The organism is Peribacillus sp. FSL M8-0224, from assembly GCF_038003055.1.
GTDB classification, from domain to species: Bacteria; Bacillota; Bacilli; order Bacillales; family DSM-1321; genus Peribacillus; species Peribacillus frigoritolerans.
Genome location: NZ_JBBOOJ010000001.1, coordinates 330,319 through 350,550 on the forward strand (window position 1 = coordinate 330,319; position 20,232 = coordinate 350,550).

General features: G+C 45.1%; 14 protein-coding genes, 15 tRNA genes, 3 rRNA genes and 1 riboswitch. Of the genes, 27 read left to right on the forward strand and 5 right to left on the reverse strand.

The features are described 5' to 3' along the window. Window positions 1-296 precede the first annotated feature (296 nt). Both MKX49_RS01530 and MKX49_RS01535 read right to left on the reverse strand, forming a co-directional pair. Window positions 297-1,586: a glutamate-1-semialdehyde 2,1-aminomutase gene (locus MKX49_RS01530; protein ID WP_340874429.1), complete on the reverse strand. Its 1,290-nt coding sequence runs from the start codon at window positions 1,584-1,586 to the stop codon at window positions 297-299. A 128-nt stretch (window positions 1,587-1,714) separates the two neighbouring features. Then, complete coding sequence (locus tag MKX49_RS01535; RefSeq protein ID WP_072272419.1) at window positions 1,715-2,041, reverse strand: hypothetical protein; 327 nt, start codon at window positions 2,039-2,041, stop codon at window positions 1,715-1,717. 151 nt (window positions 2,042-2,192) lie between these two features. On the opposite strand from MKX49_RS01535, the gene MKX49_RS01540 reads away from it, so the two are divergent. Genes MKX49_RS01540 through MKX49_RS01550 form a run of 3 tightly spaced genes read left to right on the forward strand, consistent with a single transcriptional unit; the run spans window position 2,193 to window position 4,830 of the window. Continuing rightward, window positions 2,193-3,200 (forward strand): ABC transporter ATP-binding protein, encoded by a 1,008-nt coding sequence (locus MKX49_RS01540; protein ID WP_072272420.1) that lies wholly within the window; start codon window positions 2,193-2,195, stop codon window positions 3,198-3,200. Between the two features lie 48 nt (window positions 3,201-3,248). Beyond that, window positions 3,249-4,040 carry an ABC transporter permease gene (locus tag MKX49_RS01545; protein ID WP_072272421.1) on the forward strand — a complete coding sequence of 264 codons (792 nt, stop codon included), beginning with the start codon at window positions 3,249-3,251 and terminating at the stop codon, window positions 4,038-4,040. A gap of 4 nt (window positions 4,041-4,044) precedes the next feature. Continuing rightward, on the forward strand, window positions 4,045-4,830 hold the full coding sequence (locus tag MKX49_RS01550; RefSeq protein ID WP_072272422.1) for an ABC transporter permease: 786 nt from the start codon (window positions 4,045-4,047) through the stop codon (window positions 4,828-4,830). Between the two features lie 43 nt (window positions 4,831-4,873). Here the strand turns inward: MKX49_RS01550 and MKX49_RS01555 are convergent, their stop codons facing one another. Both MKX49_RS01555 and metE read right to left on the reverse strand, forming a co-directional pair. Then, complete coding sequence (locus MKX49_RS01555; protein WP_323598762.1) at window positions 4,874-5,350, reverse strand: acyl-CoA thioesterase; 477 nt, start codon at window positions 5,348-5,350, stop codon at window positions 4,874-4,876. After that, window positions 5,343-7,652 carry a 5-methyltetrahydropteroyltriglutamate--homocysteine S-methyltransferase gene (gene metE, locus MKX49_RS01560; protein WP_340874433.1) on the reverse strand — a complete coding sequence of 770 codons (2,310 nt, stop codon included), beginning with the start codon at window positions 7,650-7,652 and terminating at the stop codon, window positions 5,343-5,345. The genes MKX49_RS01555 and metE overlap by 8 nt, the downstream gene beginning before the upstream one ends. 146 nt (window positions 7,653-7,798) lie before the next feature. Continuing rightward, window positions 7,799-7,990, reverse strand: a riboswitch (cobalamin riboswitch). Window positions 7,991-8,227: 237 nt separating this feature from the next. Here metE and MKX49_RS01565 point away from each other — a divergent pair. The 5 genes from MKX49_RS01565 (at window position 8,228) to perR (ending at window position 11,994) form a co-directional block, all read left to right on the forward strand. Then, the gene (locus tag MKX49_RS01565; protein ID WP_034305333.1) at window positions 8,228-8,647 is read left to right on the forward strand and encodes a potassium channel family protein; all 420 of its coding nucleotides are present in this window, start codon (window positions 8,228-8,230) and stop codon (window positions 8,645-8,647) included. A 62-nt stretch (window positions 8,648-8,709) separates the two neighbouring features. Further along, on the forward strand, window positions 8,710-9,180 hold the full coding sequence (gene bcp / locus MKX49_RS01570) for a thioredoxin-dependent thiol peroxidase (RefSeq protein ID WP_340874435.1): 471 nt from the start codon (window positions 8,710-8,712) through the stop codon (window positions 9,178-9,180). Window positions 9,181-9,191: 11 nt separating this feature from the next. Continuing rightward, entirely contained in the window at window positions 9,192-10,301 is a 1,110-nt protein-coding gene (locus MKX49_RS01575; RefSeq protein WP_340874437.1) for an aminopeptidase, read from the forward strand. A 148-nt stretch (window positions 10,302-10,449) separates the two neighbouring features. Then, entirely contained in the window at window positions 10,450-11,394 is a 945-nt protein-coding gene (locus tag MKX49_RS01580) for a D-2-hydroxyacid dehydrogenase (protein WP_340874439.1), read from the forward strand. Between the two features lie 156 nt (window positions 11,395-11,550). Beyond that, the gene (gene perR / locus MKX49_RS01585) at window positions 11,551-11,994 is read left to right on the forward strand and encodes a peroxide-responsive transcriptional repressor PerR (protein WP_034305329.1); all 444 of its coding nucleotides are present in this window, start codon (window positions 11,551-11,553) and stop codon (window positions 11,992-11,994) included. A gap of 95 nt (window positions 11,995-12,089) precedes the next feature. Here the strand turns inward: perR and MKX49_RS01590 are convergent, their stop codons facing one another. Then, window positions 12,090-12,443 carry a YgzB family protein gene (locus MKX49_RS01590; protein WP_034305326.1) on the reverse strand — a complete coding sequence of 118 codons (354 nt, stop codon included), beginning with the start codon at window positions 12,441-12,443 and terminating at the stop codon, window positions 12,090-12,092. 174 nt (window positions 12,444-12,617) lie between these two features. On the opposite strand from MKX49_RS01590, the gene MKX49_RS01595 reads away from it, so the two are divergent. The 19 genes from MKX49_RS01595 to MKX49_RS01685 all read left to right on the forward strand — a co-directional run bounded on the left by MKX49_RS01595 (window position 12,618) and on the right by MKX49_RS01685 (window position 20,078). After that, window positions 12,618-13,493 (forward strand): nucleotidyltransferase-like protein, encoded by an 876-nt coding sequence (locus tag MKX49_RS01595; protein ID WP_340878435.1) that lies wholly within the window; start codon window positions 12,618-12,620, stop codon window positions 13,491-13,493. Window positions 13,494-13,763: 270 nt separating this feature from the next. Then, a 16S ribosomal RNA gene (locus MKX49_RS01600) occupies window positions 13,764-15,314 on the forward strand. A gap of 176 nt (window positions 15,315-15,490) precedes the next feature. Further along, a 23S ribosomal RNA gene (locus MKX49_RS01605) occupies window positions 15,491-18,423 on the forward strand. 119 nt (window positions 18,424-18,542) lie between these two features. Next, a 5S ribosomal RNA gene (rrf, locus tag MKX49_RS01610) occupies window positions 18,543-18,658 on the forward strand. The 16S, 23S and 5S rRNA genes sit together here with 15 tRNA genes alongside, the layout of an rRNA operon. Before the next feature lie 9 nt (window positions 18,659-18,667). Then, window positions 18,668-18,742 (forward strand) — tRNA-Asn (locus MKX49_RS01615). A gap of 5 nt (window positions 18,743-18,747) precedes the next feature. Beyond that, window positions 18,748-18,839 (forward strand) — tRNA-Ser (locus tag MKX49_RS01620). A gap of 9 nt (window positions 18,840-18,848) precedes the next feature. Next, window positions 18,849-18,923 (forward strand) — tRNA-Glu (locus tag MKX49_RS01625). 15 nt (window positions 18,924-18,938) lie between these two features. After that, window positions 18,939-19,014 (forward strand) — tRNA-Val (locus MKX49_RS01630). Window positions 19,015-19,116: 102 nt separating this feature from the next. Further along, window positions 19,117-19,190 (forward strand) — tRNA-Met (locus tag MKX49_RS01635). A 5-nt stretch (window positions 19,191-19,195) separates the two neighbouring features. After that, window positions 19,196-19,271, forward strand: a tRNA-Asp gene (locus MKX49_RS01640). Between the two features lie 12 nt (window positions 19,272-19,283). Next, window positions 19,284-19,359, forward strand: a tRNA-Phe gene (locus tag MKX49_RS01645). Window positions 19,360-19,366: 7 nt separating this feature from the next. Next, window positions 19,367-19,442, forward strand: a tRNA-Thr gene (locus tag MKX49_RS01650). 16 nt (window positions 19,443-19,458) lie between these two features. Beyond that, a tRNA-Tyr gene (locus MKX49_RS01655) sits at window positions 19,459-19,542 on the forward strand. Window positions 19,543-19,551: 9 nt separating this feature from the next. Further along, window positions 19,552-19,625: transfer RNA gene (locus tag MKX49_RS01660), tRNA-Trp, on the forward strand. A gap of 17 nt (window positions 19,626-19,642) precedes the next feature. Next, window positions 19,643-19,718: transfer RNA gene (locus tag MKX49_RS01665), tRNA-His, on the forward strand. A 35-nt stretch (window positions 19,719-19,753) separates the two neighbouring features. Next, window positions 19,754-19,828 (forward strand) — tRNA-Gln (locus MKX49_RS01670). 3 nt (window positions 19,829-19,831) lie between these two features. After that, a tRNA-Gly gene (locus MKX49_RS01675) sits at window positions 19,832-19,906 on the forward strand. Between the two features lie 9 nt (window positions 19,907-19,915). Continuing rightward, window positions 19,916-19,989 (forward strand) — tRNA-Cys (locus tag MKX49_RS01680). An 8-nt stretch (window positions 19,990-19,997) separates the two neighbouring features. After that, window positions 19,998-20,078: transfer RNA gene (locus MKX49_RS01685), tRNA-Leu, on the forward strand. The last annotated feature ends 154 nt before the right edge of the window (window positions 20,079-20,232 follow it).

The following is a 20,232-nucleotide window of genomic DNA, read 5'->3' on the forward strand; positions in this document are numbered from 1 at the left end:
CTCCTGTAGCATGTGTTTAATGGGGGAAATATTAGTAAACCCGAACAATAGTCCAAGTTTTGATAGATTGAAAGAAAGTGTATAAATGTATATAAATGTATCCATATCATATCATTTAAATATTCAGAAATCAATTTTTTATACAATGGGATGGATGCTGTGATTGATGGGATTTTTGTGAGGATTGGCTTCAAATGCTAATATTAAAGATTTATTACAGGGAAATAAGAAACCCTCAAGATAGATGTACATCCTGAGGGTGTATAAAAAATGCATAATTATGCTGATTCGATTTATTATATTAGGTTTTTGAATGCATGTTCAACCGCTTTTAGAGTATAAGCGATATCATCATCCGTGTGAGCGATTGTCAAGAACCAGGCTTCGTATTTGGACGGTGCCAAATTGATTCCCTGATTGAGCATGAGTTTGAAGAACTTGGCGAACATTTCACCATCCGTATTTTCCGCCTGCTCATAGTTTTCAATTTTTTCTGTCGTGAAATAAATCGTCAATGCCCCTTTAAGGCGGTTAATGGTGATCGGAACATTATATTGGCCAGCCGCTTTCAGGATACCTTCTTCAAGGATTTCCCCCAGGCGGTCAAGCTCTTCGTAAAGCCCCTCTTCTCTAAGTACTTCTAAGCAAGCTATCCCGGAAAGCATGGAAGCCGGATTTCCTGCCATCGTACCAGCTTGATAGGCTGGTCCCAGAGGTGCGACAGAATCCATGATCTCTTTTTTACCGCCATAGGCACCAATGGGAAGCCCGCCCCCGATGATTTTTCCGAGCGCGGTCAAATCGGGTTGAATTCCCAAGTAGTCCTGTGCCCCTCCATACATGAATCGGAACGCTGTGATGACCTCGTCGAAAATGACGAGTGATCCGGCTTCGTGAGATAATGAAATGACTTCTTCCAGGAAGCCAGGGCTTGGTTCCACGATTCCAAAGTTGCCGACGATCGGTTCTACCAACACGCCTGCAATTTCATTGCCCCATTTATCAAGTGCTTCTTTAAATGAACCGATATCATTGAAAGGTACCGTGATTACTTCTTGTGCAATGCTTTTTGGAACGCCTGCAGAGTCCGGTGTACCTAGAGTGGACGGGCCGGAACCTGCAGCGACGAGAACAAGGTCGGAGTGTCCATGGTAACAGCCTGCAAATTTGATGATCTTATCGCGCCCTGTGTAAGCACGGGCAACACGGATGGTGGACATGACTGATTCGGTGCCTGAATTGGTGAAGCGGACTTTATCCATGGAAGGTATGGCTTCTTTCAGCATTTTGGCAAATTTGACTTCATGTTTTGTCGGAGTGCCGTATAAAACGCCGGATTCCGCTGCTTTAACGATAGCCTCCGTAATATGTGGATGCGCATGCCCTGTGATGATCGGGCCATATGCAGCTAAATAATCGATATATTTATTGCCATCAACATCCCAGAAATAAGCCCCTTTGGCATGATCCATCGCAACTGGCGAACCGCCGCCTACAGCTTTGTAAGAACGGGATGGGCTGTTAACCCCGCCAACGATATGTTCCAATGCCTCTTTATGTAAAAGCTCCGAATTTCTAAAATCCAATCTTAAAACCTCCTATAAATATAAACATATTTCCCCTTAATCATAGCACTTTTCTCTCCGGAAATCTGGGGTGGAAGGCTAGGAAATGTGATTCGTACCCTGGTGGAAACGCAGCACCCCCAGAAGAATCAGGATTCCGGGCCAACATTTTTTTTGGGGGATCCCAAAACTCCTGTTATGAAAGTAAGGATGGCCAAGATGGTGTCAGGATTTTCGATGTCGAAGGATTGGCGGTTCATTTCGCCCTGGGCTTGGTAATAGATTAGCTGCCCGGTTCCTTTCTCTTCATTAATGCGAAGGTGGAAACTGATGGGTGTGCTTTCGATCGACCCGCTGGAATCCCTTTGGATGACCTGGCATAATAATTCACCGTACTCATCTTCATAAAGGAAGTCATATCGAAGGTCGAAAACGACCTTTTCAATTTGGGATAGTAATAATTTTTTGATATTCATAGCATACTCGTCTCCTTTATATATGTATCTGGTACAACGGCCATTTCCTCCCTGAAAATGGTAGATGGCATCCAAGCATTTTTATTGTCTAAAAAGGTTGGTTTGGATAAACTAATTCATTAGGACAAGAGATTACGGAGGATGTAACAGGATGAGTGATGCAATTCAAGTGAAACAGCTTCGGAAGGAATTTAAGTCGGCATCAAGCCGTTCAGGGCTAAAGGGTGCCTTCCGGGATTTACTTACCAGAAATTATAAGGTCGTCCCTGCCGTCAATGATATCAATTTTACTGTAAAAAAGGGTGAGATGGTAGCTTATATCGGGGAAAATGGTGCAGGGAAATCGACCACGATCAAAATGCTGACAGGTATTTTGGAACCGACAGCAGGCGAAATCACGGTCAATGGCATGAATCCACATAAAGAGAGGGAAAAGTTCACTCAGACTATCGGAGTCGTATTCGGTCAGCGCTCACAGCTTTGGTGGGATATTGCGGTTCAAGAATCGTTTAGGCTGCTAAAAAAGGTCTATAAGGTAACGGATGAACAATATAACGATCATATGGAACATGTCATCAAGACGCTTGATATCGGTCCTTTGCTGGACAAACCAGTGCGTAAACTCTCGCTTGGTCAGCGAATGCGCTGCGAACTTGCGGCAGCCTTGATCCATAATCCGCCTTTGCTGTTCCTGGATGAGCCGACAATTGGACTTGATGTGCTCGTGAAAATGAAGATTCGTGAATTCCTGAAAGAAATCAATGAGAAATATAATACGACAATCCTTTTGACCACCCATGATTTAGGGGACATTGAAGCATTATGTGAGCGTGTAATCATGCTTGATGAAGGGCAAATCATCTATGATGGGGAATTGCAGAGTTTGAAAGATAACTGGGCTGAGGAAAAACAGATCCATTTTCAATTCATCGAGCCGATCGCATTGAAGGAATTACAATCATTAGCGCTCCCATTTACCGCTAACTGGGTTTATGATGAGAAAAGTCAAACTTACATTGCCTTGTTGAAAGAAGAAGGTGATCATATTTCACAGCTTGTTTCAGCTGTCGTATCTCATTTTAAAATAAAAGACATCAAAATACATGAAACGTCCATTGAAGAGATCGTTCGCAATATTTACGAAGAAGGCACTGTCTGACTCTCTTATCATTAAGAAACAACGTGTCTATCAAGAAGGGGGAGGGCCATGGGGAAGTATCTTGCCATGATCCGCATGCGTTTTTTAATGATGCTTGCGTATCGAACGGATTATTATACTGGCATTTTAATTTATAGCATTAATATCGGTGCTTATTATTTCTTATGGAATGCGATATATGGAGAAAAAAGCTCCATCGAAGGACTTTCAAGCATGCAGATGACAACCTATGTCGCAGTTGCATGGATGGCGCGCGCTTTTTATTTCAATAATATTGACCGCGAAATCGCCACTGAGATTAAAGACGGCAAGGTTGCCATTGAGATGATCCGGCCTTATAACTATTTAGGCATGAAAACGATGCAAGGACTTGGGGAAGGGATATTCCGTTTCTTCTTCTTCTCGATTCCGGGGATGCTGCTGGTAGCTTTCATTTTTCCTATCGAATTGCCGCATGAGCCGGCTACGTGGGGGATGTTCGGCATTTCCTTGCTGTTCAGCTTCATCATCAATACACAAATTAACTTATTGACGGGAATCACTACCTTTTTCTTATATAATAATGCCGGATTAATCCGCGCTAAAAGGGTTATCATTGATTTATTTTCCGGTCTGCTGCTGCCCATCAGTTTCTACCCGATATGGGCGCAGGAAGTGATGAAATATTTACCCTTTCAAGGGATCAGCTATGTACCAAGCATGATTTTTACGAACGGTTACAGTTCAGGCGAAATTGGCATGGCGCTTTTACAGCAGTTAATTTGGTGCATCATTCTCATAATACCGATTCAGCTTTTATGGATAGTCGCAAAAAAACAGCTGATTATTCAAGGAGGTTGACGGGATGTTTTATGTATCGATGTTTTTTCAATATGTGAGTCAATATATGAAAACAAGATTGCAATACAGAGCGGATTTCTTCATGGAAATCCTATCTGACCTGCTCAATCAGGTCGTGAATCTGGTATTTATCTTAGTCGTTTTTGGACATACCCAATTTTTAAGCGGCTGGAGCCGTGAAGAAATCATATTCATTTATGGGTTTTTCCTTATCCCATTCGCCCTTTTTTCAGCCTTTTTCAACATCTGGGACTTTAATGACCGCTATATCGTCAAAGGTGAAATGGACCGGATATTAACAAGACCGATCCATAGCCTGTTTCAAGTCATTTTAGAAAGAATCGAGCTTGAAGCGTTATTTGGTGTTGTGACCGGTTTGATCATCATATTCTATTCGGGGATTTCATTGGATTTGCAGCTTGCGTGGTATGACCCGATTCTTTTCATCATTTTTGCAATAGGCGGGGCCCTTGCCTATGCAGCCATATTCGTTGCGATAGCAAGCATTGGGTTCTGGTCGGATGCGAAAACATCCATCATGCCAATGATGTACAATATCGGGAACTACGGGCGCTATCCTGTTGATATTTATAATAAGGTCATCCGTTTTGTCCTTACATGGGTGCTGCCATTCGCGTTTGTCGGTGTCTATCCGGCATCTTATTTCCTAAGAAAAGAAGAGTGGTATGTTTATGCATTTGCCACACCTGTAATTGGGGTTGCCTTTTTCGTGATATCCGTTTTCATATGGAATCAGGGAGTGAAGAGGTACCGCGGGGCAGGGAACTAAACAAAAACCCCTTCAACAGCATTCATGTTGAAGGGGTTTTTGTTTAGTTCCGTTTTTTCTTTCTTTCGATATATCTAGCTTTGGCTTGAACATATTGCTGTTTTTCCTCTTCCGTTTCCGGAATGACCTGAGGGACGTTTGTCGGCTTACCGTCTTCATCAATGGCCAGCATCGTTAAAAAAGCGCGTGCCGTTAGCTGTTTTTCACCTGTTAATAGGTTCTCACGTTCCACTTTCACGAATACCTCCATTGATGTGCGATGAGCACAGGTGACATAAGCTTCAAGGTTGATCGCGTCCCCTGTTTTGATGGGGGCCAAAAAATCAAAAGAGTCGCTTGAAGCAGTCACAACGGGTTTTCGACAATGGCGCATAGCGGAAATGCAAGCTATTTTATCAACATAGGCCATTACTTTTCCGCCAAAGATGGTATTATGATGATTTGTATCCGGTGGAAAAACAAGGTCGGTTAAAAAAGTCCGTGACTGCTGTGTTGGATGGGCAACGTTCTCCTCAATCATTTGCCTGTTGGTTTACTAAAAGGTTTTCACGGACGATTTTTGCTGCTTCGACCATGTTTTTCAGGGAAGCGACGGTTTCCGGGATACCCCTTGTTTTCAGGCCGCAGTCGGGATTGATCCAAAACTGGTCTTTATCCAATACCTTTATGCCCCGTTCAATCATATCGACCATTTCTTCCACTGCCGGCACACGCGGGCTGTGAATATCATACACCCCCAGGCCAATGCCTTTTTCATATGTTTTTTCCTCGAATGCGGAAGCGAGCTCCCCATGACTGCGGGATGTTTCGATGGAAATTACATCGGCATCGAGGGAGGAGATGACGTCCATGAAACTGTTGAAGTCGCAATAGCACATATGCGTGTGAATTTGGGTTGTATCCTCCACGCTTGATGTGGATATCAAGAATGAATTCACTGCCCAGTTCAAATACTCGTCGCGATCGCTTTTTTTCAATGGCAGACCTTCTCTAAGTGCAGGTTCATCAACCTGAATCATTTTAATTCCAGCAGATTCCAAGGCAATGATTTCTTTTTCCAAAGCGAGCGCCAGCTGATAGCAAACATTCTCCCTGGAAATATCATCACGGACAAATGACCAGTTCAAAATCGTAACAGGACCTGTCAGCATTCCCTTCACCGTCTTCTTCGTCAGTGATTGTGCGTATACACTTTCCTTGACTGTCATCGGTTCGATGAAATGGATGTCGCCATAGATGACTGGAGGTTTCACGCAGCGGGATCCATAGGATTGTACCCAACCCTTTTCTAAAAAGACGAATCCGCCTAATTTATGGCCGAAGTATTCAACCATATCCGTCCGTTCGAATTCCCCGTGAACAAGAACATCCAAACCGATTTCTTCTTGGATTTCGATCCACCTGCCGATTTCTTCGTTAACGAATGTTTCATATTGCTGGGCTGTCCATTCTCCTCTATTGAATCTCCCGCGTGCTTGTTTAACTTCAAATGTCTGCGGAAAGCTGCCGATCGTAGTCGAAGGGAGAAAAGGCAATTTGAAAAATTCCTGTTGTTTTTGGTAACGGTCTTTAAATGGAAGCTGACGGCCGGCGGTCCTGGTTTTAACCTTTTCGACATTGGATTGTACAGACCCGTGATTTCGGACATTTGAATTGGCTAAAGTTTGAATCGTAAATTTATTGGCATCGACTTTTTCGGCGATTGCTTCAATGCCTTGATTATTCCCTTTGACCAAAAGTGTGATTTCCTCAAGTTTCTCATCAGCGAAAGCAAGGGCCTCTTTCACTTCTTTTGAAAGGGCGGTTTCATTACGAACGGTCACCGGGACATGAAGCAGGGAACAAGAGGGCTGTAGCCAGATTTGGTCCTCGGCTACCTGTTTCTTAAGTGTCTCAATCAATTCGATTTTTTGGGATAAATCAGATAGCCAAATGTTTTTTCCGTCAATCACACCCGCTGCAAGCACTTTGTCCTTCGGGAAACCGAATGCCTCAAGGTTACTTAAATTCCTCCCTTTATCATGTACAAAATCAAGACCGATCCCTTGGACTTGTAATTCGATGACTTCTTGGTAATGTTCCACCGCATGAAAGTATGTTTGTAGCATGATGTTCAGGTTTGGTGCTGCTTCATTCAGTTTTTCATAGAGGTAAGTAACGGTTTGCATATCATCCTTGGAAATGGATGAAACAAGGGAAGGTTCGTCCATTTGAACCCACTTCACGCCTTCTTGCTCCAATTCCCGCAGGATTTGCGTGTATAGGGGAAGCAGGCTCAGGATGATGCCAGGAATTTCTTGTTTATTGAAGCCTTTTGAAAGGGAGAGGAAAGTATAAGGTCCGATCAAAACGGGCTTTGTTTCGATCCCTAGCTTTTCCTTGGCTTCCCGATATGCTGTAAGTGGTTTATTTTCTGTTAAAGTAAGCTGTGCCAGTTTTAATTCAGGGACAATATAGTGATAGTTCGTATTGAACCATTTCGTCATTTCGGAAGCGACTTCATCATTGTTTCCGCGGGCCATTGAATAATAAACGGAAAGGGGGACGCTTCCGCCTTCATATGCTGAATAACGTTCAGGAACAAGACCGAACATGACGGACATATCGAGCATTTGATCATAAAAAGTGAAGTCGTTGACAGGGATGATATCAATGCCTTGTTGCTTCTGTTTTTGTAAGTTGCCTAAACGGATGGCTTTTAGTTGTGACGTAAATTCCGCTTCATCGATTTTACCGGACCAGTAAGCTTCCAATGTACGTTTCCATTCACGATCTTCCCCGATTCGAGGGTAACCCAAACTGCTGCTTTTCAAAATTCCCATCCTCCTACATTCATTTGTTCGAACAATAAAAAAAGCATTCCTAACAGTCAAAAAAGAAAGTTAGAAATGCTTAAAATAAAGAGGCATGCATAATGCCCCTTACAATTATAAGGTCCCTAACACCTCCCTATCTCCCGTAGGTTAAAACAGTGTTGTCGAGATAGGCAGGTCTCCTGACTTAGGGAATATCATTAGCGGCTGGCCTTCCCGATCCGTTGATCAGTGGCATATTGATTGACGCTAACATTCCCATTACAGTGGCGGGACCGTGCCGGAATTACACCGGACTTCCCTTTTAATCCTAATGAAAATTAGGAACCTATTTCCACATATGAAATTTTGCAAAACCTGCCTTGTTAATTGTTTGCAGGTCAAATATTTATAAAATAAAAATTATTATAAAAATTTAGACAATCTTAACATATCCGACCAAAAGGGTCAACATGGAAAAAAGATTCGGGAAAGTTTCCGTTTAATGAGTTAGTCGGTGATAGGGCTGATTCCTAAAAAAGAATATATTGTTTGGACAGGGAGTATGTATAGAGGGAGTGGCGTTTTGAAATGGGGCGTGGGGGATGACTTTCTACATCTTGATTGCAGGAATCATTTTTTGCATGGTGATGAGCATTCGTACGTTATTTCTTGTTGAGTCGGGAGGAAAGAAGTTTTCTCTTGAGGATATGCTGTGGCTTGGCAATTTATATGCGACGATATTAGTTGGATTTGCACTGATATATTTATTATACGAGCTTCAGAATCATTCGGTGATTCTTGATATGGGCAATCGGTTGGATGGGACTTTCTATGAACAATTGAAGACTTCTTTTTATTTTAGTGCGATGACGATGTTTTCTGTAGGGTATGGAGATATAGCCCCGATTGGCATGGGCAGGATGATAGCTACCATTCAGGCCTTCATTGGGTATACACTGCCGGCAGCGTTCGTGATTCGGACGGTGATCGATCTGGAGCAGAAAGATAGGAAGGATAAATGAAAGTTGTGTTTCTTTCGATTATTGGGTACTCTTACCATAATGAAAGAAATGGAGGGTTCAATATGACTGTTAAAATTGGAGAAAAAGCACCTGATTTCAAACTCCCTGCAAACAATGGTGAAATGGTTTCCCTATCGGATTTTAAGGGGAAAAACATTGTTTTATATTTTTACCCAAAAGACATGACGCCAGGTTGCACGACGGAGGCCTGTGATTTCCGGGACCATAATGAGCAATTCGAGGAATTGAACGCGGTCATCCTAGGTATCAGCCCAGATCCAGCGGCACGTCATGAAAAATTCATCGAAAAACATGGATTGCCTTTTCTGCTGCTGGCTGACGAAAATCATGAGGCGGCTGAATCATTTGATGTTTGGCAATTGAAAAAGAACTTCGGCAAGGAGTATATGGGCATTGAACGTTCAACTTTCCTGATTGATAAGGCAGGAAATATAGTCAAAGAATGGCGTAAAGTAAAGGTTAAAGGCCACGTCGAAGAAGCGCTTGAAACTCTTCGCGAACTCGAAAAATAAGGGATAGGCAGATGAAGAATGAGAGGATAACGAAGCTTGCAGCCAGGCTGATTCATCATTCGATACAATTACAGCCAAAAGAGAGAATCCTCATACGGGGGCATATCAACACGAAACCATTATTGAAAGAGTTGATTGATGAAATATACAGAGTGGGTGCTTATCCATATGTGGAACTCGAGGACGATGAGATAAGCCGCCACCTGTTACTAGGGAATGTGAAGGAGCAGCTTGACACAGCTTCACAATGGGCCTTGAAGAAATATACGGATATCGATGCGGTCATCATCATCACTGGGGAAGAAAACAATGCGGAAATGACTGATGTTCCCATCGAGAGGCACCGTCTTCAAGGGGAGGCCATGAATTCCCCTACACTTTTTTATGTAAACAACCGACGTTGGGTCTTACTTAATTACCCCACCAAGGCATCAGCGCAAAAAGCCGGCATGACCTTCAATAGGTACGAAGACTTTCTTTTGAACGTATGCACAATGGATTACGGGAAAATGGAGGCGGCTTTGAAGCCGTTAAAACAATTGATGCAACGTACTGACAAAGTCAGGATCGTTTCACCAAGGACAGATTTGACCTTTTCCATCAAAGGCATGCCGGCCGTCATATGTGCCGGAAAAAAGAATTTACCGGATGGGGAAGTATTTACGGCACCCATAAAAGATAGTCTCAATGGAAGGATATCCTTCAACACACCCACAACCTATGAAGGAATCACCTTTAGTGACATAGAATTAAACTTCAAAAAGGGGAAAATCATTAAAGCGACTTCCAATCGTGACCCTGAAATGAACCAAATCCTGAATATTGATGAAGGGTCCCGGTTTATAGGGGAGTTCGCTATTGGAATCAATCCATACATATTGGAACCTATGGACGATATTTTGTTCGATGAGAAAATAAGCGGGAGTCTGCATTTGGCTCTCGGGCTTGCCTATGATGAAGCGGATAATGGAAACCGGTCATCGATACATTGGGATATGGTCTTGATCCAGCGTCCGGAATATGGGGGCGGTGACATCTATTTCGACGACGTCCTGATCAGAAGGGATGGCTTTTTTGTTTTGCCGGAATTACATGCATTAAACCCAAATTCTTTAAAATAAAGCCTTTTTTAATAAGGGTAAGGCTTTTGTCCAACTCAAAAAGGGGACACCCGAATATGCTTTATTAAGGGAATACCTCCTCAGAGAAAGTTGCGCGGGACACATAGAGCCCGTGTTTTTTTATGTTAATTAAAAGGGAGAGATAAACATGTTAGTACTTTCGACTGTCATTCCGAATGAAGGTATCCAAACGAAAATGATGAAAGCTTTTCCTGATTTGAACTTCATTTATCAAAAAGGATGGAAGGATGGGCCGCTTCGTGAAGCGGAAATCTTAATTACATATGGTGAAGATTTAACTGAAGAAATCATTGGGAAAGCAGCGAACTTGAAATGGATCATGGTCATGAGTGCAGGGATGGAACTAATGCCATTTAAAGCCATCGAGGAACGAGGCATTATGGTGACCAACGCTAGAGGCATTCATAAAATCCCGATGGCCGAGTATACGATAGGGATGCTTTTGCAATATGAAAAGAAATTGAAGCTGCTTATGAAGAATGAAAAGGAAGAATTGTGGGATAGAAAGATTGAAGTCGGGGAATTGAATGGCAAGACTATGCTCGTAATGGGTGTGGGTGCAATTGGAGGGGCAGTGGCTCGACTTGGGAAAGCCTTTGGGATGAAGACGATAGGAATGAACCGGAGCGGGAAACCGGTGGAATCCATCGATCACCTTTATGACCTGGAGCATTTATTGGAAGCCATACCGGGAGCCGATTATATTGTATCCGTCCTGCCAAGTACGGATGAAACGAAGGGCCTTCTGCAAAAAGAACACTTCAAAGCCATGAAAGAATCTGCAGTATTCGTGAATATTGGCCGCGGTGACCTGATTAACGATGAAGTGCTGATCGAAGCCCTGGATGCCGGGGAATTGTCTCATGCCATCTTGGATGTATTTGATCCGGAACCTTTAGGAAAAGGGCATCCGTTTTGGAGGATGGAGAATGTTACAGTCACACCGCATCTTTCAAGTAAAAGCGGAGAATATTTACCAAGAACCTTTGCCATATTCGAAAAAAATATGCTTGAATACCTGAGAGCTGGAAAAGACTTCACCAACGTAATCGACTTATCTAGGGGATACTAAACCCAATGCAAAAATGGGAAAGAATCAAAGTCTTCATGAATAAACTAAAAAAGAATGGTTAAGCCATTGAATTATTGACAAATTCAACGCATAAAAGGTACACTATTTATAAACATTATAATTTAAGAATGCATACTTAATGAGAAAAAGAGGTGGATGACGGTGTCTGAAGTTCAGTTAAAAGAAGCGTTGGATTCCTTAAAAGATACCGGTGTAAGAATAACTCCTCAACGCCATGCGATACTTGAGTATTTGATAAGCTGCATGTCCCACCCTACCGCTGATGATATATATAAAGCGCTGGAAGGCAAGTTTCCGAATATGAGTGTGGCAACGGTTTATAACAACCTGCGTGTGTTCCGTGAGGTAGGTTTGGTAAAAGAACTTACGTATGGTGATTCTTCGGCAAGGTTTGATTTTGTGACGACGAATCATTATCATGTAATTTGCCAAACTTGCGGAAAAATTGTGGACTTCGATTATCCTGCTTTGGATGAAGTCGAGCATTTCGCAGCACAAGTCACTGGTTTCAATGTTAGTCACCATCGGATGGAAATCTACGGCGACTGTATGGATTGTGCGAAAAAAGAATCGCATTAAAAAAAGTTCCTCCACTTGGTTGGAACTTTTTTTCATGTTATGAAGAAATGATACAATTGTTAAAGCCTTCCTGAAAGGGAATTCAGCTAATCGACTTAGTCATGCAGGCTTTTTCGGTTATATTTCTCATTGAATTCTTCGCCTTCCAACTTTTTGTCAAGTGTCAATGGTTCTTCACAATGCATGCAAATATCTACACGTCCTAGTATTTTTGTAGGTTTGCTGCAGTTAGGGCAGACAACCTGGATCGATTTTGTAGAAAGCATTCCAATCCAGAAATAAACCCCTGTGCTTGCGATTATGAATAAAAGGCCCAGCCCCATGAAAATCGTCATGACAACAGGATGTGTTTTGAAGAAAAGCCCAAGGTACATTACGATAAAGCCAATGAAGATCAAACTCAAAGCAAAAGTGCGTATTTTATTGATTTTGCTAGAATATTTAGCCATGGATTGTCCCTCCTAAAATATAACTTTAACTATAACATAAACAATGGATGGAACAAAAAAGAAATAAAGGATACATATTACTTTTGAATTGAAATGGTTTGGGGTAAGGGAACTAAGCAGGAATTTGAAGAGTTTTGTCGAAAATCTAAAAAAAAGGTTTTGGAGGAATTTATGATGGAAGATATCCTTCGCCCGATTTATCAAGAGCGAGCAAGTTTAAAATCTACACTTGGAATCTTGTTAGTAGAAAAAAGAGAGGATAATAGCCCGATTACCGATACGTTTGACTACATCCTTTTTGTAATTGCAGACGAAGCAGAAGAGGCCGTGTTTTTAAAACATTACACATACCAGGATAAAAAGGCGGCCCTGCATATCGTAAAGGAAGACCAGTTAAAAGAATGGCTCCTATTAGGCACGAACCGCAAAGTGGTTGACTGGATATATAACGGGAAGGTCCTTTTTGACCGTAATGAATATTTGGACCGATTGAAAAGCGAACTTCGGGAGTTCCCCTTCTATGGAAGGAAGTTAAAGATGGGGATGGAGTTCGCGAAGTTAATTCGCAGGTACATGGATGGAAAAAGCTTCTTTGAAAAAGGCCATCATCTTGAGGCATACAATCATATCGTTCATTCCCTGCATCATTTGGCCCGTTTGGAGATAATAGAACAAGGCTTTTATCCGGAGGTTACTGTCTGGAACCAAGTGAAGCATATGGAACCTGAAATTTACAAGTTGTATAAAGAATTGATCAGCAGTGAGGAAACGCTCGAAAAAAGATTGGAGCTTCTATTCCTTGCGAGTGAATTTCTTATTTATTCGAGGACGAATGCAGGTTCACAGCATTTGATCGAAATAATGGGGATGAAAGAAGAACCGTGGACGATTGCGGAGCTTATGGAGCATCCGGAAGTTAAGTTTTATTCAGTCGACCTAGGCGTTTTATTGGAATACTTGATAGAGAAGAAGGTAATCGACGTCATCAAAGCGGAGACAAAAGGGCACGAGGTATATCATCGGTTTTATCGTGTATCAAAAAACTTTTAAAAAAATTCATTTTTATTGTTGACCAATAATAATATAGGTGTTATATTAATACATGTCGCTGCGGGACATCAGCTTTCGCAGCTTCATCAAAACAAAAAAAATAAAAAAACATGTTGACAACAGAGTTGAAAACATGATAAGATGTAAAAGTCGCTTACGAAGTAGACGACATCGAAATTGCTCTTTGAAAACTGAACAAAACAAAGCGCCAACGTTAAATTTTAAGTGAGCACACACTATCGAAAAAAGCAAATGAGCAAGTCAAACATTTCTTCGGAGAGTTTGATCCTGGCTCAGGACGAACGCTGGCGGCGTGCCTAATACATGCAAGTCGAGCGAATCGACGGGAGCTTGCTCCCTGAGATTAGCGGCGGACGGGTGAGTAACACGTGGGCAACCTGCCTATAAGACTGGGATAACTTCGGGAAACCGGAGCTAATACCGGATACGTTCTTCTCTCGCATGAGAGAAGATGGAAAGACGGTTTACGCTGTCACTTATAGATGGGCCCGCGGCGCATTAGCTAGTTGGTGAGGTAATGGCTCACCAAGGCGACGATGCGTAGCCGACCTGAGAGGGTGATCGGCCACACTGGGACTGAGACACGGCCCAGACTCCTACGGGAGGCAGCAGTAGGGAATCTTCCGCAATGGACGAAAGTCTGACGGAGCAACGCCGCGTGAACGAAGAAGGCCTTCGGGTCGTAAAGTTCTGTTGTTAGGGAAGAACAAGTACCAGAGTAACTGCTGGTACCTTGACGGTACCTAACCAGAAAGCCACGGCTAACTACGTGCCAGCAGCCGCGGTAATACGTAGGTGGCAAGCGTTGTCCGGAATTATTGGGCGTAAAGCGCGCGCAGGTGGTTCCTTAAGTCTGATGTGAAAGCCCACGGCTCAACCGTGGAGGGTCATTGGAAACTGGGGAACTTGAGTGCAGAAGAGGAAAGTGGAATTCCAAGTGTAGCGGTGAAATGCGTAGAGATTTGGAGGAACACCAGTGGCGAAGGCGACTTTCTGGTCTGTAACTGACACTGAGGCGCGAAAGCGTGGGGAGCAAACAGGATTAGATACCCTGGTAGTCCACGCCGTAAACGATGAGTGCTAAGTGTTAGAGGGTTTCCGCCCTTTAGTGCTGCAGCTAACGCATTAAGCACTCCGCCTGGGGAGTACGGCCGCAAGGCTGAAACTCAAAGGAATTGACGGGGGCCCGCACAAGCGGTGGAGCATGTGGTTTAATTCGAAGCAACGCGAAGAACCTTACCAGGTCTTGACATCCTCTGACAACCCTAGAGATAGGGCTTTCCCCTTCGGGGGACAGAGTGACAGGTGGTGCATGGTTGTCGTCAGCTCGTGTCGTGAGATGTTGGGTTAAGTCCCGCAACGAGCGCAACCCTTGATCTTAGTTGCCAGCATTCAGTTGGGCACTCTAAGGTGACTGCCGGTGACAAACCGGAGGAAGGTGGGGATGACGTCAAATCATCATGCCCCTTATGACCTGGGCTACACACGTGCTACAATGGATGGTACAAAGGGCTGCAAACCTGCGAAGGTAAGCGAATCCCATAAAGCCATTCTCAGTTCGGATTGCAGGCTGCAACTCGCCTGCATGAAGCCGGAATCGCTAGTAATCGCGGATCAGCATGCCGCGGTGAATACGTTCCCGGGCCTTGTACACACCGCCCGTCACACCACGAGAGTTTGTAACACCCGAAGTCGGTGAGGTAACCTTCATGGAGCCAGCCGCCTAAGGTGGGACAGATGATTGGGGTGAAGTCGTAACAAGGTAGCCGTATCGGAAGGTGCGGCTGGATCACCTCCTTTCTAAGGATAATTACGAGAGCGCTTTTGTTTTGTTCAGTTTTGAATGAGTAATTCATTCAAATAGGAAAGACAGTCATCACGATGTGATGGATTCTTTCTGCTTTGTTCCTTGAAAACTAGATAATAGATAGAAGGCAATTAATTTTTTTCAAAGCATCTGTAAGATCTTTTTTAACGGTTAAGTTAGAAAGGGCGCACGGTGGATGCCTTGGCACTAGGAGCCGATGAAGGACGGGACTAACACCGATATGCTTCGGGGAGCTGTAAGTAAGCTTTGATCCGGAGATTTCCGAATGGGGAAACCCACTGTTCGTAATGGAACAGTATCTTTACCTGAATACATAGGGTACTGAAGGCAGACCCGGGGAACTGAAACATCTAAGTACCCGGAGGAAGAGAAAGCAAACGCGATTTCCTGAGTAGCGGCGAGCGAAACGGAATTAGCCCAAACCAAGAGGCTTGCCTCTTGGGGTTGTAGGACACTCAACATGGAGTTACAAAGGAACGGGGTAAATGAAGCGACCTGGAAAGGTCCGTCGAAGAAGGTAAAAACCCTGTAGTTGAAACTTCGTTCCCTCCTGAGTGGATCCTGAGTACGGCGGGACACGAGAAATCCCGTCGGAAGCAGGGAGGACCATCTCCCAAGGCTAAATACTCCCTAGTGACCGATAGTGAACCAGTACCGTGAGGGAAAGGTGAAAAGCACCCCGGAAGGGGAGTGAAATAGATCCTGAAACCGTGTGCCTACAAGTAGTCAAAGCCCGTTAATGGGTAATGGCGTGCCTTTTGTAGAATGAACCGGCGAGTTACGATTTCATGCGAGGTTAAGTTGATGAGACGGAGCCGCAGCGAAAGCGAGTCTGAATAGGGCGAATGAGTATGAGGTCGTAGACCCGAAACCAGGTGATCTACCCATGTCCAGGGTGAAGTTCAGGTAACACTGAATGGAGGCCCGAACCCACGCACGTTGAAAAGTGCGGGGATGAGGTGTGGGTAGCGGAGAAATTCCAATCGAACCTGGAGATAGCTGGTTCTCTCCGAAATAGCTTTAGGGCTAGCCTCAAGATGAGAGTATTGGAGGTAGAGCACTGATTGGACTAGGGGCCCCCAACGGGTTACCGAATTCAGTCAAACTCCGAATGCCAAATACTTATTCTTGGGAGTCAGACTGCGAGTGATAAGATCCGTAGTCGAAAGGGAAACAGCCCAGACCACCAGCTAAGGTCCCAAAGTATACGTTAAGTGGAAAAGGATGTGGAGTTGCTTAGACAACCAGGATGTTGGCTTAGAAGCAGCCACCATTTAAAGAGTGCGTAATAGCTCACTGGTCGAGTGACTCCGCGCCGAAAATGTACCGGGGCTAAACGTATCACCGAAGCTGTGGATTGACACCGTATGGTGTCGATGGTAGGAGAGCGTTCTAAGGGCGTTGAAGTCAGACCGGAAGGACTGGTGGAGCGCTTAGAAGTGAGAATGCCGGTATGAGTAGCGAAAGAAGGGTGAGAATCCCTTCCACCGAATGCCTAAGGTTTCCTGAGGAAGGCTCGTCCGCTCAGGGTTAGTCGGGACCTAAGCCGAGGCCGAAAGGCGTAGGCGATGGACAACAGGTTGATATTCCTGTACCACCTATACATCGTTTGAACGATGGGGGGACGCAGAAGGATAGGGTAAGCGCGCTGTTGGATATGCGCGTCCAAGCAGTTAGGCCGGAAACGAGGCAAATCCCGTTTCCATTAAGGCGGAGCTGTGATGGCGAGGGAAATATAGTACCGAAGTTCCTGATTCCACGCTGCCAAGAAAAGCCTCTAGTGAGATGTAAGGTGCCCGTACCGCAAACCGACACAGGTAGGCGAGGAGAGAATCCTAAGGTGTGCGAGAGAACTCTCGTTAAGGAACTCGGCAAAATGACCCCGTAACTTCGGGAGAAGGGGTGCTTTTTAGGGTGAATAGCCCAGAAAAGCCGCAGTGAATAGGCCCAGGCGACTGTTTAGCAAAAACACAGGTCTCTGCGAAGCCGCAAGGCGAAGTATAGGGGCTGACACCTGCCCGGTGCTGGAAGGTTAAGGGGAGAGGTTAGCGCAAGCGAAGCTTTGAACCGAAGCCCCAGTAAACGGCGGCCGTAACTATAACGGTCCTAAGGTAGCGAAATTCCTTGTCGGGTAAGTTCCGACCCGCACGAAAGGTGTAACGATCTGGGCACTGTCTCAACGAGAGACTCGGTGAAATTATAGTACCTGTGAAGATGCAGGTTACCCGCGACAGGACGGAAAGACCCCGTGGAGCTTTACTGCAGCCTGATATTGAATTTTGGTACAGCTTGTACAGGATAGGTAGGAGCCTGAGAAGCCGGAGCGCCAGCTTCGGTGGAGGCGTTGGTGGGATACTACCCTGGCTGTATTGAAATTCTAACCCGCGCCCCTTATCGGGGTGGGAGACAGTGTCAGGTGGGCAGTTTGACTGGGGCGGTCGCCTCCTAAAGAGTAACGGAGGCGCCCAAAGGTTCCCTCAGAATGGTTGGAAATCATTCGTAGAGTGTAAAGGCACAAGGGAGCTTGACTGCGAGACCTACAAGTCGAGCAGGGACGAAAGTCGGGCTTAGTGATCCGGTGGTTCCGCATGGAAGGGCCATCGCTCAACGGATAAAAGCTACCCCGGGGATAACAGGCTTATCTCCCCCAAGAGTCCACATCGACGGGGAGGTTTGGCACCTCGATGTCGGCTCATCGCATCCTGGGGCTGTAGTCGGTCCCAAGGGTTGGGCTGTTCGCCCATTAAAGCGGTACGCGAGCTGGGTTCAGAACGTCGTGAGACAGTTCGGTCCCTATCCGTCGCGGGCGCAGGAAATTTGAGAGGAGCTGTCCTTAGTACGAGAGGACCGGGATGGACGCACCGCTGGTGTACCAGTTGTCTTGCCAAAGGCATAGCTGGGTAGCTACGTGCGGACGGGATAAGTGCTGAAAGCATCTAAGCATGAAGCCCCCCTCAAGATGAGATTTCCCATGGCGCAAGCTAGTAAGATCCCTGAAAGATGATCAGGTTGATAGGTCAGAGGTGGAAGCATGGTGACATGTGGAGCTGACTGATACTAATAGATCGAGGACTTAACCAACGCTTTTTAAAAAATGAAATACCTTCTTATTATCTAGTTTTGAAGGAATGAAAATTTCTTCTTGCATTTTCTCAAAAAGACGTTATAATAATATATGTCTTGAAAAAATGTTAACATTGTTTGGTGACGATAGCGAAGAGGTCACACCCGTTCCCATTCCGAACACGGCAGTTAAGCTCTTCAGCGCCGATGGTAGTTGGGGGTTTCCCCCTGTGAGAGTAGGACGTCGCCAAGCTTATATTGTTCCGCAGTAGCTCAGTGGTAGAGCATTCGGCTGTTAACCGAACGGTCGTAGGTTCGAGTCCTACCTGCGGAGCCATTATTGGAGAGCTGTCCGAGTGGCCGAAGGAGCACGATTGGAAATCGTGTAGACGGGTAACCCTGTCTCAAGGGTTCAAATCCCTTGCTCTCCGCCATTTATACCTGGCCCGTTGGTCAAGCGGTTAAGACACCGCCCTTTCACGGCGGTAACACGGGTTCGAATCCCGTACGGGTCACCATTTAGACAACATATTGGAGGATTAGCTCAGCTGGGAGAGCATCTGCCTTACAAGCAGAGGGTCGGCGGTTCGATCCCGTCATCCTCCACCATTTTCAATAAGATCAGGTTGTTTCTGCATAAAGGATTGATTATTCAGCCCATTGAAACGCTTAACACGAAAACTTGATGCAAAATAGTAACATTATTACCGTCGCGGGGTGGAGCAGTCCGGTAGCTCGTCGGGCTCATAACCCGAAGGTCGCAGGTTCAAATCCTGTCCCCGCAATCTATGGTCCCGTGGTGTAGCGGTTAACATGCCTGCCTGTCACGCAGGAGATCGCGGGTTCGATTCCCGTCGGGACCGCCATTTTTATTGTTTGGCTCAGTAGCTCAGTCGGTAGAGCAAAGGACTGAAAATCCTTGTGTCGGCGGTTCGATTCCGTCCTGAGCCACCATAGTAGTGCCGGTGTAGCTCAACTGGTAGAGCAACTGACTTGTAATCAGTAGGTTGGGGGTTCAAGTCCTCTTGCCGGCACCATGTTTCATCCATATGCGGAGGGGTAGCGAAGTGGCTAAACGCGGCGGACTGTAAATCCGCTCCTTCGGGTTCGGCAGTTCGAATCTGCCCCCCTCCACCATTTTATTACAGGGGTATAGTTTAAAGGTAGAACAGAGGTCTCCAAAACCTCCAGTGTGGGTTCGAGTCCTACTACCCCTGCCAATTTAAATTATATAATGGCGATTGTGGCGAAGTGGTTAACGCACCTGATTGTGGTTCAGGCATTCGTGGGTTCGATTCCCATCAGTCGCCCCATTTTAAAAAATATGATATAATGATTACAACGTTAATGGGCTATAGCCAAGCGGTAAGGCAACGGATTTTGATTCCGTCATGCGAAGGTTCGATCCCTTCTAGCCCAGCCATATGCGAAAGTAGTTCAGTGGTAGAATACAACCTTGCCAAGGTTGGGGTCGCGGGTTCGAATCCCGTCTTTCGCTCCAAAAAACGTTGGCGGCATAGCCAAGCGGTAAGGCAGAGGTCTGCAAAACCTTTACCACCGGTTCGATTCCGGTTGCCGCCTCCAACATACATGCCGGTGTGGCGGAATTGGCAGACGCGCACGACTCAAAATCGTGTTCCTCTGGAGTGCCGGTTCGACCCCGGCCACCGGTATCAAAAAGAAGTCGCCTTAAATGCGGTGACGTCAGCGTTCTCTACTTCGGTAGGGAACGTTTTTTATTTGCGTAAATTACACGACTCGACGTAAATTATCGTACGCAGTCAATCGTGTGCGTAGTATCGCTAACTAATCGGAATGAGGCGATAT

Excerpts from the sequence above, each read along its gene's own strand:
- MKX49_RS01535 (WP_072272419.1), bottom strand. The coding sequence starts at position 2,041 with ATGAATATCAAAAAATTATTACTATCCCAAATTGAAAAGGTCGTTTTC.
- MKX49_RS01540 (WP_072272420.1), top strand. The coding sequence starts at position 2,193 with ATGAGTGATGCAATTCAAGTGAAACAGCTTCGGAAGGAATTTAAGTCG.
- MKX49_RS01545 (WP_072272421.1), top strand. The coding sequence starts at position 3,249 with ATGGGGAAGTATCTTGCCATGATCCGCATGCGTTTTTTAATGATGCTT.
- MKX49_RS01550 (WP_072272422.1), top strand. The coding sequence starts at position 4,045 with ATGTTTTATGTATCGATGTTTTTTCAATATGTGAGTCAATATATGAAA.
- MKX49_RS01555 (WP_323598762.1), bottom strand. The coding sequence starts at position 5,350 with ATGATTGAGGAGAACGTTGCCCATCCAACACAGCAGTCACGGACTTTT.
- metE (WP_340874433.1), bottom strand. The coding sequence starts at position 7,652 with ATGGGAATTTTGAAAAGCAGCAGTTTGGGTTACCCTCGAATCGGGGAA.
- MKX49_RS01565 (WP_034305333.1), top strand. The coding sequence starts at position 8,228 with ATGACTTTCTACATCTTGATTGCAGGAATCATTTTTTGCATGGTGATG.
- bcp (WP_340874435.1), top strand. The coding sequence starts at position 8,710 with ATGACTGTTAAAATTGGAGAAAAAGCACCTGATTTCAAACTCCCTGCA.
- MKX49_RS01575 (WP_340874437.1), top strand. The coding sequence starts at position 9,192 with ATGAAGAATGAGAGGATAACGAAGCTTGCAGCCAGGCTGATTCATCAT.
- MKX49_RS01580 (WP_340874439.1), top strand. The coding sequence starts at position 10,450 with ATGTTAGTACTTTCGACTGTCATTCCGAATGAAGGTATCCAAACGAAA.
- perR (WP_034305329.1), top strand. The coding sequence starts at position 11,551 with ATGACGGTGTCTGAAGTTCAGTTAAAAGAAGCGTTGGATTCCTTAAAA.
- MKX49_RS01590 (WP_034305326.1), bottom strand. The coding sequence starts at position 12,443 with ATGGCTAAATATTCTAGCAAAATCAATAAAATACGCACTTTTGCTTTG.
- MKX49_RS01595 (WP_340878435.1), top strand. The coding sequence starts at position 12,618 with ATGGAAGATATCCTTCGCCCGATTTATCAAGAGCGAGCAAGTTTAAAA.